The sequence below is a fragment of the Shinella sp. WSJ-2 genome (genome assembly GCF_003432075.1).
In the GTDB taxonomy this organism is placed as follows: domain Bacteria; phylum Pseudomonadota; class Alphaproteobacteria; order Rhizobiales; family Rhizobiaceae; genus Shinella.
Genome location: NZ_QWBU01000001.1, coordinates 240,439 through 255,656, shown reverse-complemented (window position 1 = coordinate 255,656; position 15,218 = coordinate 240,439). Strand labels below are relative to the sequence as shown.

General features: G+C 64.0%; 12 protein-coding genes. 7 read left to right on the top strand and 5 right to left on the bottom strand.

Annotation, left to right across the window (positions count from 1 at the left end; translation table 11 throughout):
* Nucleotides 1-9: 9 nt before the first annotated feature.
* Nucleotides 10-3,210 (bottom strand): excinuclease ABC subunit UvrB, encoded by a 3,201-nt coding sequence (uvrB, locus tag D0Y60_RS01225; RefSeq protein WP_117366316.1) that lies wholly within the window; start codon nt 3,208-3,210, stop codon nt 10-12.
* Between the two features lie 113 nt (nt 3,211-3,323).
* Between uvrB and D0Y60_RS01220 the strand changes: the two genes are divergently transcribed.
* Nucleotides 3,324-4,271, top strand: a complete 948-nt coding sequence (locus tag D0Y60_RS01220; protein ID WP_117366315.1) for a DUF3137 domain-containing protein — start codon at nt 3,324-3,326, stop codon at nt 4,269-4,271.
* On the opposite strand, the gene D0Y60_RS01215 is transcribed toward D0Y60_RS01220, so the two are convergent.
* On the bottom strand, nt 4,268-5,176 hold the full coding sequence (locus D0Y60_RS01215; RefSeq protein ID WP_117366314.1) for a LysR family transcriptional regulator: 909 nt from the start codon (nt 5,174-5,176) through the stop codon (nt 4,268-4,270). The genes D0Y60_RS01220 and D0Y60_RS01215 overlap by 4 nt on opposite strands.
* An 88-nt stretch (nt 5,177-5,264) precedes the next feature.
* Here D0Y60_RS01215 and D0Y60_RS01210 point away from each other — a divergent pair, with 88 nt between their 5' ends.
* From D0Y60_RS01210 to D0Y60_RS01200, 3 genes are all read left to right on the top strand, one after another.
* A complete protein-coding gene (locus D0Y60_RS01210; RefSeq protein WP_117366313.1) occupies nt 5,265-5,837 on the top strand; it encodes an NAD(P)H-dependent oxidoreductase in 573 nt (190 codons plus the stop codon).
* 3 nt (nt 5,838-5,840) lie between these two features.
* The gene (locus tag D0Y60_RS01205; RefSeq protein ID WP_117366312.1) at nt 5,841-6,272 is read left to right on the top strand and encodes a DUF6220 domain-containing protein; all 432 of its coding nucleotides are present in this window, start codon (nt 5,841-5,843) and stop codon (nt 6,270-6,272) included.
* Nucleotides 6,273-6,606: 334 nt separating this feature from the next.
* Nucleotides 6,607-8,058, top strand: coding sequence for an NCS1 family nucleobase:cation symporter-1 (locus D0Y60_RS01200; protein ID WP_117366311.1), 1,452 nt, complete (start codon nt 6,607-6,609; stop codon nt 8,056-8,058).
* 88 nt (nt 8,059-8,146) lie between these two features.
* Here D0Y60_RS01200 and D0Y60_RS01195 read toward each other — a convergent pair whose 3' ends face one another.
* Nucleotides 8,147-10,144, bottom strand: a complete 1,998-nt coding sequence (locus D0Y60_RS01195; protein WP_158565366.1) for an EAL domain-containing protein — start codon at nt 10,142-10,144, stop codon at nt 8,147-8,149.
* Nucleotides 10,145-10,318: 174 nt separating this feature from the next.
* On the opposite strand from D0Y60_RS01195, the gene D0Y60_RS01190 reads away from it, so the two are divergent.
* Complete coding sequence (locus tag D0Y60_RS01190) at nt 10,319-10,672, top strand: DMT family protein (RefSeq protein ID WP_117367004.1); 354 nt, start codon at nt 10,319-10,321, stop codon at nt 10,670-10,672.
* 3 nt (nt 10,673-10,675) lie between these two features.
* On the opposite strand, the gene D0Y60_RS01185 is transcribed toward D0Y60_RS01190, so the two are convergent.
* Together D0Y60_RS01185 and D0Y60_RS01180 are read right to left on the bottom strand one after the other, a co-directional pair.
* Nucleotides 10,676-11,266, bottom strand: coding sequence for a hypothetical protein (locus tag D0Y60_RS01185; protein ID WP_117366309.1), 591 nt, complete (start codon nt 11,264-11,266; stop codon nt 10,676-10,678).
* A gap of 14 nt (nt 11,267-11,280) precedes the next feature.
* Nucleotides 11,281-11,667, bottom strand: a complete 387-nt coding sequence (locus D0Y60_RS01180; protein WP_117366308.1) for an acyl-CoA thioesterase — start codon at nt 11,665-11,667, stop codon at nt 11,281-11,283.
* A gap of 194 nt (nt 11,668-11,861) precedes the next feature.
* On the opposite strand from D0Y60_RS01180, the gene D0Y60_RS01175 reads away from it, so the two are divergent.
* Nucleotides 11,862-13,682 carry a methyl-accepting chemotaxis protein gene (locus D0Y60_RS01175; RefSeq protein ID WP_117366307.1) on the top strand — a complete coding sequence of 607 codons (1,821 nt, stop codon included), beginning with the start codon at nt 11,862-11,864 and terminating at the stop codon, nt 13,680-13,682.
* Nucleotides 13,683-13,938: 256 nt separating this feature from the next.
* Nucleotides 13,939-15,171 carry an extensin family protein gene (locus tag D0Y60_RS01170; RefSeq protein WP_117367002.1) on the top strand — a complete coding sequence of 411 codons (1,233 nt, stop codon included), beginning with the start codon at nt 13,939-13,941 and terminating at the stop codon, nt 15,169-15,171.
* Nucleotides 15,172-15,218: the final 47 nt, after the last annotated feature.

The following is a 15,218-nucleotide window of genomic DNA, read 5'->3' as shown; positions in this document are numbered from 1 at the left end:
TGAATACGGCTACCGCCCTGGCCGCCCTGTTTTCCCCTTCGTCCGCGCCTTGCGCTTCGCCTCCGCCGGGTCCTCATAGCTCCCCGCGCCAATCTTCCCCCGCCGCACCGGCTTTGCGTCGTCGGCGCCATCGGCACGTTCGGGTTGGCCTTCGAGGAGGGGGGCGTGGCGTTTTTTGGTGGAGAGGGTTTCGTCCGGGCGGGCGGGCAGGGCGCCGGTGACGGGCTTTTCGGTGCGGCCGACGGTCATTTCGTCGAGCGTGTTGCGGCGGAACAGCGATTTGCCCGCGGGCGTGGCGACGTCGCGGCCCATCTCGTCCAGCGAAGGCTTGCGGAAGAGCGGGCGTTCGGTGTCGGTGCCCGGGCCCATGTCGTCGAGCGAGGGTTTTTGGAAGAGGGATTTCGGGGCGTCGGCGTCTGCGGTTGTGGATCCTCGGGTCGAGCCCGAGGATGACGTCAGAGAGGTGGTGCCGGACATCGCACCTGCGCCGCCACCGGCCTTTGCCGAGGCGGATTTCGACGGAGCGCCGGACGCGCCGGCCTTTCCGCTCTTGCCGCCTTCCTGGCTTCTCGCCGAGCCTTTTGCATTCCCATTCGCGCCTTCGGCGCTCCTCGCCGGGTTTTTCATGCTCCCCGTCGCGCCTTCGGCGCTCCTCGCCGGGTTTTTCATGCTCCCCGTCGCGCCTTCGGCGCTCTTCGCCTCTTGCCGCGCCATCGGGTCGTCCATGACGGCGAGTTCGGCGGCCTTGAGGCGTTTGATCTCGTCGCGCAGGCGGGCGGCCTTTTCGAAATCGAGATCGGCGGCGGCGTCGCGCATGGCTTTTTCCAGCGCGTTGAGATGGGCTTGCAGGTTGTTGCCGACGAGGTTGCCGCCATCGGCAAAGCCCTTGCCGGAGACGCCGGAAATGTCGGCGCGGACGTGGTCGCGCTCGTAGACCGAGTCGAGGATGTCGGAAATCTTGGCCTTCACCGATTCCGGGGTGATGCCGTGCGCCTCGTTATAGGCGACCTGCTTTTCGCGGCGGCGGGTCGTCTCGTCCATGGCGCGCTGCATGGAGCCGGTGATCTGGTCGGCATAGAGGATGACCTTGCCATCGACATTTCGCGCCGCGCGGCCGATGGTCTGCACGAGGGACGTCTCCGAGCGCAAAAAGCCTTCCTTGTCGGCATCGAGGATGGCGACGAAGCCGCATTCGGGAATGTCGAGGCCTTCGCGCAGCAGGTTGATGCCGACCAGCACGTCGAAGGCGCCGAGGCGCAGGTCGCGAATGATCTCGATGCGCTCCAGCGTGTCGATGTCCGAGTGCATGTAGCGCACGCGAATGCCCTGTTCGTGCAGGTATTCGGTGAGGTCTTCGGCCATGCGCTTGGTGAGCACGGTGACGAGCGTGCGGTAGCCGGCCTCGCTGGTGGCGCGGATTTCGCCCAGCACGTCGTCCACCTGGCTTTTCGCCGGGCGCACCTCGACGGGCGGGTCGATCAGGCCTGTCGGGCGGATGACCTGCTCGGCGAAGACGCCGCCGGCCTGCTCCATTTCCCAGTTGCCCGGCGTGGCCGAGACGGCGATCGTGTCGGGGCGCATGGCGTCCCATTCCTCGAAGCGCAGCGGGCGGTTGTCCATGCAGGAGGGCAGGCGGAAGCCGTATTCGGCCAGCGTCGCCTTGCGGCGGAAGTCGCCGCGATACATGCCGCCGATCTGCGGGATCGTGACGTGGCTCTCGTCGATGAAGATCAGCGCGTTGTCGGGGATGTATTCGAACAGCGTCGGCGGCGGCTCGCCGGGCTTGCGGCCGGTGAGATAGCGCGAATAGTTCTCGATGCCGGCGCAGGAGCCGGTGGCCTCCAGCATCTCGATATCGTAGCGCGTGCGCTGCTCCAGGCGCTGCGCCTCCAGCAGGCGGCCGGCCTTTTCCAGCTCGGCGAGGCGCAGCTTCAGCTCCTCGCGGATCGCCTTGATGGCGCCGTTCAGCGTGGGGCGCGGGGTTACATAGTGGCTGTTGGCGTAGATTTTCACCGATTTCAGGTCGCCGGTCTTCTGGCCGGTCAGCGGGTCGAATTCGGTGATCGCGTCGATCTCGTCGCCGAACATCGAGATGCGCCAGGCGGCATCCTCAAGGTGGGCCGGGAAGATTTCGATCGTGTCGCCGCGCACGCGGAAACTGCCGCGCTGGAAATCCATTTCGCGGCGCTTGTATTGCTGGGCGACGAGGTCGGCGAGCAGCTGGCGCTGGTCGAGCCGTTCGCCCACCTCCATCTGGAAGGTCATGGCGGTGTAGGTCTCGACCGAGCCGATACCGTAGATGCAGGAGACCGAGGCGACGATGATGCAGTCGTCGCGCTCCAGAAGCGAACGGGTCGCGGAGTGGCGCATGCGGTCGATCTGCTCGTTGATCGACGATTCCTTCTCGATGAAGGTATCGGAGCGCGGCACATAGGCTTCCGGCTGGTAATAATCGTAGTAGGAAACGAAATATTCGACCGCGTTTTCCGGGAAGAAGTTCTTGAACTCGCTGTAGAGCTGGGCGGCCAGCGTCTTGTTCGGCGCCAGGATGACGGCGGGGCGCTGCGTCTCCTCGATCACCTTGGCCATGGTGAAGGTCTTGCCCGAGCCGGTGACGCCGAGCAGCACCTGGCTGCGCTCGCCGGAAGACAGGCCCTCCACGAGGTCGCGGATGGCGGTCGGCTGGTCGCCGGCGGGCTGGTATTCGCTGATCATGCGGATCGGGATGCCGCCTTCCGACTTGGCCGGCCGGGCCGGGCGGTGCGGCGTCCACAGCTTGCCGTCCTTGAACAGCGGGTTTCCGCTCTCGATGAGCGCCGACAAGGCTTCCACCGTGGCGGTGACGGCCGTGCCGGCATTGAGCGACGCGGCGTCCTCCAGGGAGACGTCCATGCCGGAGACCGGGTTGAGGCCGGCGGCGGCGCGGGTCTTCGGATCGGACGAGCCGCCGATCGACACGCCGCGGGAGGTTTTTGAGGCCGTGACGTTTTCCGTGTGGCGGCGGGCGGCGTTCTCCACCGTCTTGCGGTGCTTGCCGGCCTTGGAGGCGACCTCGCGGCGGCTTTCGACGCTGCCCGCCTCGGCTTCCGCCTCAAGCTGCTTCACCCAATCCGACACGCTGCCGGACAAAGGCGCACCCTCGAAAGACGACTGCGGGGCTTCCTCGAAACCGGAGTTCGGGGCGGTGGGTTTTTTCGGAGCTTTGGCCATGTGCGGAATATGGAGAGAGTCATGCCGAAAGAAAAGGGGTTTTGAGTACAAAAGGGAAACGAATTTGCGGCCGCCTCCGGCCGTTATCTGGCAAGGCAGGGCGAGGGGCGATCATGGATACGGTGATTGACGAGACGGCACTGATGCCGAAGCAGCGCGCGCTGGAAGAGCTGCACACGGCGGTTGCGGCCTACAATGCCGAGCGCGGCCGGGTGACGAACAGGCTCTACGTGAACATGGTGCTGCTATTCGGCGGCTATGTCGTTCTGGCCGGCATCTTCGCCTATATCGCCTTCACCGAGATCGACAAGGATATTGTCGGCATCGTGCTGGGCCTGCTGTTCTTCGGCGGCACGGTGGTCTGGCGGGTCGCGCGGGCGCCGTCGAAACGCTTCCAGCAGGATTTGCGCGACCGCATGCTGCCGCTGGTCTTCGGCTTCATCGACGAGGTGCAGTATTTGCACGGCGTCCAGCCGCGCTTCATGGGCCGGATGCCGGGCAAGGAACTCGTGCGGCGCGACCGCAGCGAACATGGCGACATGATCGTCGGTCGTCATGAGGGGCTGACCTTCACGCTGTCCGAGACGGAACTGATCGCCGGCAGCGGCAAGAGTCGCGAGACCACTTTCAAAGGCTTGATTTTCTATTTCACGCGGGACGAAGAGTTTCCCGGTGTGCTGCTGGTGGCACGCAAACCGAATACCGTACAATTGTTCATTCGCGATCTTTTCGGCGGCAGCACGATGCCGCTGGTGACCAGCGGCAATCCTGAAATCGATGCAGCGCATGAATTCCGTACCGACCGACCGGATGCCGCCACGCCCATCGTGCAGGGCGCCCTTGCCAAGGCGCTCGATTATCTCTCGATGGAATGGCGCGACGACGTGGTGCGGTTGGCGCTGAAGGGCCGCGATTGTTACCTGCTGCTGCCTTCCAAAAAGGACTTTTTCGAGTTGCCGCCGGTGGATACACCCATCGATTTCGACCGGCACCTGAAGCCGATGATCCGCGACCTCGTCGCATTGCTGGCGATGGCGAAGCTGGTCAGCAAGATCGGTTAGGTCGTCAACGCACCGAAAAGCGTGCGCACTTCATCCGCCACATGCCGCACCGCGCGGTCCTTGTCGCGGCGGCGGTGCCAGGCGAGGTGGAGGGGGAAGCCGGTGACGGGGATGGGCGGAAGGGCGACGTGGAAGCGCGTTGCGACCTCCGGCGGCAGGCAGTGGCTGGGCATCATGGCGATGAGATTGCTGTCTTCCAGAAGCGACGGCACCATCAGGAAGCTCGGCACGACGATGCCGACGCGGCGGGTCTTACCGAGGGCGGCAAGCTGGTCGTCGAAGGGTGTGCGCGTGTCGCCACGGCCGGAGACGAGGATGTGCGGAAACGCGAGCCAGTTTTCCAGCGTGACGTGTTGCGCGGCGGGATGGTCCTTGCGCATGGCGATGACATAATGCTCCTCGACCAGCGTCTCGCGGTGGAAGGCGGCCCCGTCCAAGGTCGGGAAAACCGAGAGGGCGATGTCGCTGACGCCGCGAGCCAGCGATTCGAGCGCCTCTGGCGCGCCGTGCCAGGGTTGGATGACCAGGTCGATGCCGGGGGCCGAACGGGCCAGCGCGCGGTGCAGGGCGCCGGCGATCAGGATGCCGGGAAAATCGGCGGTGAGAATACGCACGGTCTGGCGGATTTCGGCGAGCGGCTCTTCCGGTGCATCGACCACGGCGGCGATGCCGACGAGGAGGGCTTTCAGCGGGTCGCGCAGGCTTTCCGCCTTCGGCGTCAGGCGCATGCCGCCCTTGCCGCGCTCCAGCAACGGATCACCGAAGAGATGGCGGCAGCGGTCGAGCGCGCTCGACGTGGCGGGCTGCGACAGGTTCAGCTTGGCGGCGGCGCGCGAGACATGGGCCTCGTCTAGCAATGCATCGAGGATGACGAGAAGGTTCAGGTCGACGGATCTTAAATTCATGAAATCGATAATAGCATATACAAATCATCCATTGGAATGATTTCGGCATGCGCGGCATCCTAATGGCGTCAACACAGGAGACGACGCCATGAGCAAGACCTTGATCCTTCTCTTCCACCCCGATCTCAAACGCTCGCGCGCCAATGCGGCGCTGGCCGCTGCGGCCGCCCGCCTGCCGGGTACCGAGGTCGCCGACATGTATGCACTCTATCCCGATGGCAAGATCGATGCAGATCGCGAGGTGGCGCGGCTGCTCTCGGCCGACCGGATCGTGCTGCAGTTCCCCATCCAGTGGTATGCCACCCCGCCGCTGTTGCAGGCGTGGAAGGATGCGGTGCTGACCCGCATGTTCTACATTGCCTATCCGACCGAGGGTCGCCTGCTGGAGGGCAAGCCACTGCTCGTCGTCGCGACCGCCGGCAATGTGCCGGAGGCCTATCAGCGCGGCGGCGCCAACAAATTCACCATGGAAGAGTTGCTGCGCCCGCTGGAGGCGACGGCCCATCGGTGTGGCCTGCCGTGGCAGGCGCCGTTCCTCGTCTATCGCGCGGACAAGCTCGATGATCTCTCGCTGCACGGCGCGGCGAAGGACTATGCGGCGATCTTAGAAACCTGGCGGCGGCAGGATGCGCGGCGCTTCCTCGTCGAAGCGTGGGGGTGAGCCATGACAATCATTGATGCCCCGGCAGCCTCTAAAATGCGGGCGGTGACGCCATTCTGGTATGGGCAGGCGGCGCGCGGGGTGTCGGCGGGTATTCTCCTGCAATACCTTCTGGCGGGGCTCGGTCTTTTCCATGACGGCCGGTTCTGGAGTTGGCACGGTGGGCTTGGCCTGTTCCTTCTGCTGCCCATTGCCGCGATGGCGTTCGCGGCATGGCTGGGGCGGGCCGCTCGTCCCTTGCGCTGGTGGGCCGGATTGCTGGCGGTGCTCTATCTTGGGCAGGTAGCGTCGATTGCGATCGGAAAGAGCAGTGGTTCAGGCGTTTTACAGGCGCTGCACCCGTTCAACGGCGGACTGATGCTGGCGGTTTCGCTGGTTCTGTTGGCCAAGGTAGAGCGGAACCGGTCACGAGCCGTGCGAGCTGGGAGCGCCTGACAAGCCACTATATCGATGGAACGCGAGCCGGGCGTATTGCCCGGCCGTGTCTTTGCAAAAGTACAAATCTGCTACGGCGCGCAGGCAAATTACCCCGATCTGATGCGAAAGATTTTATTCCCGACATTGAAAGTCTTGTTCGCTTTCGAACGCGGACTTCTGTGCCACAGACGTCGCTGTGCACGATAGCAAGCTGTTTTTGTTAACAATTTCGTGATGGCGGCCTCTTTCTCCCTCAAGCTGCTGATGGCGCAGGCTATTTTTGCTCGATTGACACCCTTGAAACGTGGGATCAGATAGCTCGCACAGGGGTCAAACGTCAGGAGGGATTAGGATGACGATACCACCCGGTGCATCACCGCAACTGTATAACGAGGACCTTGCGCCCGCGAAGGAGCGCAACTGGGGGGCCTTTTCTATCTTCAATGTCTGGACATCGGACGTGCACAGCCTGTGGGGCTATTATCTCGCCGCCAGCCTCTTCCTTTTCTGCGGAAGCTTCGTGAACTTCCTGCTCGCCATCGGCGTCGGTTCGCTGATCATCTTCGTCCTGATGCACATGGTTGGCCTTGCCGGCGTGCGCACCGGCGTGCCGTTCCCGGTTCTCGCCCGCGCCTCTTTCGGCATCTGGGGCGCGAACTTCCCGGCCATCGTGCGGGCCATCGTCGCCTGCTTCTGGTATGGCGCGCAGACGGCCGCCGCTTCCGGTGCCATCGTCGCGCTGCTCATCCGCAACGAGAGCTTGCTGCAGTTCCACCAGTCTAGCCATATGCTCGGCCATTCGACGCTGGAACTGATCTGCTATGTCGTCGTCTGGGGTCTTCAGCTGCTGATCATCCAGAACGGCATGGAAACGGTACGCAAGTTCCAGGACTGGGCCGGTCCCGCCGTATGGGTCATGATGCTGCTGCTTGCCGTCTATCTCGTCGTCAAGGCCGGCGGTTTCTCGCTGAGCCACACGATCCCGATGGACGTGCTGCTGGAGAAGACCAAGGATGCCGGCGTACCGGGTGTACCGGGCTCGCTTGCCGCTCTCGGTGCGGTCGCGGCGATCTGGGTCACCTATTTCTCGGCGCTCTATCTCAACTTCTGCGATTTCTCGCGCTACTGCCCGAGCGAGCGTTCGCTGACGGTCGGCAATCTCTGGGGCCTGCCGGTCAACCTCATCCTGTTCTCGCTGGTCGCTGGCGTCACCACGATCGCGGCGTATAACGTTTATGGCGAGGTGCTGCTGCATCCCGACCAGATCTCGGCCAAGTTCGACAGCGTGTTCCTGGCGCTGCTCGCCGCGCTCACCTTCGCGGTGGCCACGCTCGGCATTAACGTCGTGGCCAACTTCGTTTCACCGGCCTTCGACTTTGCCAATGTCTTCCCCAAGCATATCGACTTCAAGAAGGGCGGTTATATCGCGGCGTTCATCGCGCTCGTGCTCTATCCCTTCGCGCCCTGGGAAAGCGGCGCGGCGCACTTCGTCAACATGATCGGCAACACGATGGGCCCGATCTTCGGCGTGATGATGGTCGACTACTATCTCATCCGCAAAGGCCGGGTGAATGTCGAGGCGCTCTACCGTGAAGACGGCGAGTTCCGCTTCGAGAACGGCTGGCATGTCAACGCGATGATCGCTGCGGGTGTCGGCATCGTCTTCTCTTCGATCCTGCCGGGTTTCACCAGCATCATGCCGTCCTGGTGGGGCGTCTATGGCTGGTTCTTCGGCGTCGCCATCTCCGGCGTCATCTACTATGGCCTGCGCGCCTCCAGCCCGCGCAAGGCCCTGCCGGCCTGATTGCAGACGCGGCGAGGTTTTTAGGCATTGCTTCAAAGGCCCCGAGTGGAGACGCTCGGGGCCAATTTTTTGCCTACGCCTTGTAAATCTAGTGTTCGCCGATGGTCTTCCGGGCCATTTGCGCGGCGTGCTGATCGAGCCAACGCGGGATGTCGGCGGCCGGCATTGGGCGCGCGAAATGGTAGCCCTGGGCGTGGCGGCAGCCGAGTATGCGCAGGACCTCCGCCTCTTCCTCGTTCTCGACGCCTTCCACCACGATATCGATGGACAGCGCATGGCCGATGCCGATGAGGGCGGCGATGAGGGCCTGGTTCTCCCGGCTGGTGGCGATGTCCTTGACGAAGCTGCGGTCGATCTTCAGCCGGTCGATATGCAGGCTGACGAGATAGGCGAGCGAGGAATGGCCCATGCCGAAATCATCGACCGCGAGACGGAAACCGGCGGCCTCCAACCGGGCGAGCTCGGCGCCGGCCGCCTGCGTGTCGAGCGTCGCCTCCTCGGTGATCTCAATTTCCATCAGCGCCGGGGAAACGGCGTGAGCATCAACGATGTCGGCAAGCAGGCGCGACAGCGTATCGCCGGAGAATTCGCGCGGCGAGACGTTTACGGCGACCGCAGCCTCCTGCAGTCCAAGCCGGGGCAGGGTTTGCAGTAGCTCGGCGGCGCGGGTCGCGACATAGCCGGTCAATGACGGCGATATATGCAGGGCATGGGCAGCCCGCACGATATCCGGCGGGCTGACGGCGCCGAGTTCGGGATGCATCCAGCGCAGCAGCGCTTCGAAGCCGGTGACGCGGCCGGTGGCAAGCTCCACCTGCGGCTGGAAGACGACGGTCAGGTCGCGGTTCTCGATGGCCTCCGTCAGGCCGGCCTCGATGAGACGCTGGCGCTCGATGCGGGCCTTGAGGATCGGGTTGAACAGGCCGAGCCGGCGGCGGCCGCCTTCCTTCGCGGCATAGAGTGCGATATCCGCGCTGGCGAAGAGATCGTCGGCCGTCTCGCCGTGGTGGGGGTGTAGTGCAAGGCCGGCGCTGGCCCCGACGGTGACGGGACGTCCATCGATGACGATGGGATCGGCGGCGAGGCGAACGATACGATCGCCGATGTCCCGGCCGCGGGCCTCGGCATTGTCGCCCTCGATGATCACGGCGAATTCGTCGCCGCCGAGGCGCACGACCGTATCGTAAGGGCCGGTGAGACCGGCGAGCCGTACGGCGATCTCCGTAAGCACGGCATCGCCGGCGCCGTGGCCCATCGTGTCGTTGATCGCCTTGAAACGGTCGAGGTCGATCACCAACAGGGCGAGCGTGCCGGCCGGCACGGTGACATCGAGCAGATCGCGCAGGCGCTGGTTGAACAGCGCGCGGTTGCCGAGCCCGGTCAGCGGGTCACGGTTGGCAAGCGATGCAAGCTGCTCGTAGGACTGGCGGATTTCCGCATTGGCGTCGGACAGCGAGGCGGCGAGTGCCACGGCATTCAAGCGGTCGATCTGGCTGCGGATGAAGCCGGCCTCGCTGACTTGGCTGACGCGCAGCATCATGACAGCGAGCAAAAGCACGTCGGCAGCGATGACAAGGGTGGCCGTCGTTCCGGTGAGCAGCAGGGAGAGGGTGATCGTGGCGAGCGGCGGCCCGGCAAAGACGAGGGCGGTCCTGGCATAGGCCGTGCTCTGCATGAGGGAGCCTGCGCAGATGCCGGCGATGATGAATATCAGATAGGGATTGAGGCCGGTTGCCCCATAGGCGGCGCCGATGAACGGCGGCAGGCTCCAGGCGAGGCCGCCGCCAAGCGCACCGAGCGACAGCACGCCGAGCGCGCGCTTTGGCCGCTCCACGGCGCAGTTGAGCCGGTGGACAATCCGCACGCCGATATAGCGGGCGAGATTGATGGCGAAGACGGTGGCGAGCCAGGCCAAGATGCCGATACCGGGCTCGTCGAGCCAGAGCACGGCTGCGGTCGTCGCAGCGAGGAAGCAGTTCGCGCCGAGCGATAGCGTGATGCCGTCCAGCACGGACAGGGCCTGTGCGGAGAGTATCTGCCGTCGTGTCGCTTCGTCCTCCGGCATCAGCCGGGCCGCATCCGTCATGATCTTCCCGGTTCTGCAGAATCGCCGCCGCGGCGATGTGGGCGGATGGTGTGGCGGCGGGCATAAGATTGTCTTAACGGGGGATCGCGAGAATCCATGACGTTCCGGCCTTGACGACGGCTGCCGCTCGGATATTTCCGTGTAGACTTTTTCTCCCGTCGTCAGGAATCGCCCATGCCCTTCAGCCTCAACCCCGCGGCCGTCTGGCCAATCGTTATGCTCTGCCTCTCCAACGTCTTCATGACCTTCGCGTGGTACGGCCATCTGAAATTCAAATCGGCCCCGCTCTTCATTGCGATCCTCGCCAGCTGGGGCATCGCCTTCTTCGAATATTGCCTGGCCGTGCCGGCCAACCGCATCGGCCACGAGGTCTATTCGGCCGCCCAGTTGAAGACGATGCAAGAGGTCATCACCCTCCTCGTCTTCGCCGGTTTTTCCGTGTTCTGGTTGAAGGAAAGCCTGACCTGGAACCACGCCGTGGGCTTCATGCTGATCGCAGCCGGCGCTGCCTTCGTGTTCAAGGGGTGAGCCTTACTCCAGCATATCGAACGCCCGAAAAATCCAGCTCAGCTGGTAGAGGATGCCGAGCGTCACGAAGGTGGTGTGGTAGCGGCGGCTCGCTGTCCAGGCGGCGGTGAGGCAGAGCAGGATGAACACGGCGTTGCGCAGCGGGTATTCGTAGCCGAACGAGCCGAAATAGGCTTCGCCCTTGAGGGCCGTGTCGAGCAGATCGACGGCGAAGACGAGGGCGAAGACGCCGAAGAACCATTTGCGGCGGGAATAGAAATAGTCCTCGTAGCCGGCATAGTCGTCGAGCACGGTGGGGAAGAGCAGCACGGCGAGCAGGAAGAACAGGCAGCAATAGCTGATCAGGAACAGATAGACGCCGAAGCCGATCGTCGTCAGCGCCTGCAGGCGGAACTCCCACCACCAGAAATGCAGGAGGAACAGCAGGAGGAAGCCGGCCCAGGCGAGATGTACTGGATAGGGTTTCACCTTGCCGGGATGCTGGACCAGAAGGGCGATGCCCGTCAGGATGCGCGCGATGCTGAGACTGACCACCATGCCGATGACGACACGAACATGTCCGAATAGGGCGGGATCCGGGGCGGTGTGCTCCATCGGGCTGGCGTCCTCTATTCGACCGGTACCGGGGTGGGATGGCCGGACTGGTCGAGCGCGACCATGATGAAGGTAGCGCCCGTGACTTTTTCCAGTGTCGTCGTCAGGTAGCGCTGCGCCCAGGCCTCGACGCTGAGCGTGATCGAGGTGCGGCCAACGCGGGCGATGTCGGTGTAGATACTGAGCGTATCGCCGATCTTTACCGGCAGTTCGAAGGCCATTTCCTTGACGGCGGCCGTCACGACGCGGCCACGGGCGCGTTCGGCTGCACGGATACCGGAGGCCAAGTCCATCTGCGCCATGACCCAGCCGCCGAAAATATCGCCGGCGGCATTGGCATCGCCCGGCATGGCGAGTGTGCGAAGGGTGAGCTGGCCGTTCGGCGTGCGGGTCTCTGTCATGCGGGTCCTCTCCATTTTCCAAAGGTCTAGCCGAATGCGGACGAGGGAGAAAGAGGCTGCTGCCCGGGGGATACCAGGCTTGTTGCGTATATGCGCGATCCCAAAATTGATGATTGCAATTTTAGACGATTTTAAAAGGTTTCCCGGACCCTCGGGCACAAGGCGCAGTGCGCCACAAGGTGGAGGAGAGCCCGGTGAAGAATTTCAGAATATCGACACGTCTATCGCTTCTGGTCGCACTTGCCTTGACCATCTTCGCCGCAGCTCTCGTCTACAGTCTTTATCACTATCAGGATGCGATGGTGGCCGAGCGCAAGTCGAAGCTTGCGGCGATGGATCAGAGCATGCTGACATTGTTCAAGCATTACCACGATCTGGAAACAGACGGCACGCTGACGCGCGAGGAAGCGCAGAGCCGCGCCAAGGACGCGGTGCGTGCGCTGCGCTACGAGGGCAGCGGCTATTTCTGGATCAATGACATGAACGCGGTGATCGTGATGCATCCGATCAAACCGGCGCTCGACGGCACGGATCAGTCCGCCATGGCCGACCCGACCGGCAAGAAGATTTTCACGGAGTTCGTCAAGGCCGTGAAGGGAAGCCCGGATGGTCAGGCCTTCGTCGACTATCTCTGGCCGAAGCCGGGTTTCGACGAGCCCGTCCTGAAATATTCGCATGTCGCCGGTTTCGCGCCCTGGGGCTGGATCGTCGGCACGGGCGTCTATGCGGATGACCTTGCGGCGATGTTCCGGAGCAATGCGATCGAGATGGCGATGATCCTCGCCGTCGGCGGTCTTGCCATCATTCTCGCCGCCTATGGCATCGTGAAGAGCGTTACCGGCCCGATCCTGCGCCTCAAGGCCTCCATGCAATCGATCGCCGAGGAGGATGTCTCCCGCGACGTGCCGGAGACGGAGCGCAAGGACGAGATCGGCGCGATGGCGAAGGTCGTCTCGGTGCTGCGCCAGTCGGTGGCCGAGCGTGCGGAGCTTCGCATCCGCGAAGGCGAGCAGCAGGCGCGGCTAGATAGCGAGCGCTCTGAAGGCGAGCGCCGCCAGCGGGCGGTGAGCCAGAGCCAGTCGGATGCCATGCAGACGGTCGGCGAGGCGCTGGAGCGTCTTGCGGCCGGCGACCTCACCGTGTCGATCGATGCGATCGCGCCGGAATACGCCAAGCTGCGCGACGACTTCAACCGCGCCGTCGATGCGCTCTCGGGTACCGTCAACGCGATTTCCCGGTCCACGGATGTCGTCTATGGCAGCGCCAGCGGCATCGCCGAGGCGGCCAACAACCTGTCGCACCGCACCGAACAGCAGGCGGCCTCGCTGGAGGAAACCGCCGCCGCCCTCGATGAGATCACCGCGACGGTGCGCAGCGCTTCCGAGCGGGCGGCCGAGGCAAGCCGCATGGTGGCTGAGACGAAGCAGTCGACCGGCCGCTCCGGCACGATCGTGCGTGACGCCGTCGCTGCGATGAGCCGCATCGAGGACGCTTCGAGCCGCATCAGCCAGATCATCGGCGTGATCGACGAGATCGCCTTCCAGACCAATCTTCTGGCGCTGAATGCCGGTGTCGAGGCCGCTCGTGCGGGTGAGGCGGGGCGCGGTTTCGCGGTCGTCGCACAGGAAGTGCGCGAACTGGCGCAGCGCTCGGCCAATGCCGCCAAGGAGATCAAGGGTCTGATCAGCAATTCGGCGGCCGAAGTCGGCACCGGCGTGGCGCTGGTGCGCTCGACTGGCGATGCGCTGACGGAGATCGAAGCGCTCGTCAACAAGGTGAACGAGCAGGTCAATTCGATTGCGACCTCGGCCCGCGAGCAGGCGACCGGCCTTGCCGAAGTGAACACGGCCGTCAACCAGATGGACCAGATGACCCAGCAGAATGCCGCGATGGTGGAGGAAACGAACGCCGCCGGCCAGACGCTGACCCAGGAAAGCGAGCAGCTGAAGCGGTTGCTCGGGAACTTCCGGCTCTCGCCAGCCGGAGCGGCGGACTACCGGCGCCGCGCCGCATAAAAGCAAAAGACTTTTCTCCGGAAAACCTCGCCCCGGCGCCCCCGCGCCGGGGTTTTTCGTTTTCGGAGACAACGGTTCCTTTACCCTGTTGCGAGAAAATCCAGTGGAATTGCGGGGGTGTGCTTCCCCGCGTCCGGTTTCGTGCCTGTGCCGTCCGAATGCGGACAAAAGCGGCCTGCACCATCGCCGGACAGACACGGGACATCACGGACCTCGCATCGGGCGGGGCGGGTGCCAGGCGGAAGTGACAATGGGTATTGCGTTCGTTTCTCGTCTCCGCAGGCCGCTCGGGCTGCTTCTCATCCCGGCGATGCTGGCCGCCTGTTCGGGCGGTCTGGCGCCGCCCGAGGATATCGACGGCGGCGGCGTCAGCGCGATCCGGCCGATGGCAGAGGTTTCGCAGAACCAGACAAGGGACATGGGCGATACGGGCGAGGACGTGAGCGTCTATCCCGTCAGCGAACCCACAGGCGCCAGCGACAGTGTCGACACGGCGATGGTGGCGCCGGTCACCGAGAAGAAACGCCTGCCGATGATCGACAGCGACGAGGCGATGGGGATTTCCGATCCCGTTCAGGCCTCTTCCGGCGTGCTGACCGTGCCCGACGGCGGCGTCAACATGGATGAGGGGCTGGGTGTCGGCCGCGTCGAGGGGCTGGCGGAAGCGCAGGCGAACGAAATTGCCGAGGGCAATGCCACGCAGGTCGTCGTCGATGGCATCGGCTCGGATACGCCGCAGCAGGTCGGCCAGCCGGAGGGCATTCCCATGTCGGATGCCGGCATGGAAATGAACCTGCCGGCGGAGAATGATGGATACCTGCGCGTACCGGACAAGGCGACGACGCGTAAGCGTCAGGCCGTCGAGGGCGAGCAGGTCGCCTTCCTGCCGCGGCTTTCCAATCCCATGCAGATGCCGGAGACGATGGGCGGCATGCCGGCTTCCGAAAAGGCCTGCCGGCAGCGGCTGCAACGGCTCGGGGTGAAATTCCGCGACGTGCCGCGGATTTCGCGCGGACGCTCTTGCGGTATCGAATGGCCGGTGGAACTGTCGGGGCTCTCCGGCGGTATCCAGATCAAGCCGGCGGCGCAGGTGAACTGCCAGATCACAGAAGCCTTCGCGCGCTGGGTTAAGGACGAGCTCGTGCCCTCCAGCCGCATGCGCTATCTCTCCGGCGTTTCGGCCATCCACCAGATGTCCTCCTATTCCTGCCGCACGATGAATTCGCAGAAGGGCGCCGCCATGTCGGAGCATGCCAAGGGCAATGCGATCGATGTCGGCAAGATCGTGCTGAAGAACGGCAAGGCCATCGTCATCGAGAAGAAGGGCTTCTTCGCCTTCCGCGAGAAGGGTCTCCTAAAGGCGGTGCGCGGCGACAGCTGCAAGTATTTCTCGACCGTGCTCGGGCCGGGCAGCGACCGCTTCCACAAGGACCATTTCCACTTCGACCTGCGCGCCCGTAAATCCGGCTACCGGCATTGCAGCCTGTAAGGGCACTTGCAAAAGTTCGGGCTGATGTCGGAATTCTCCTGGGCCGA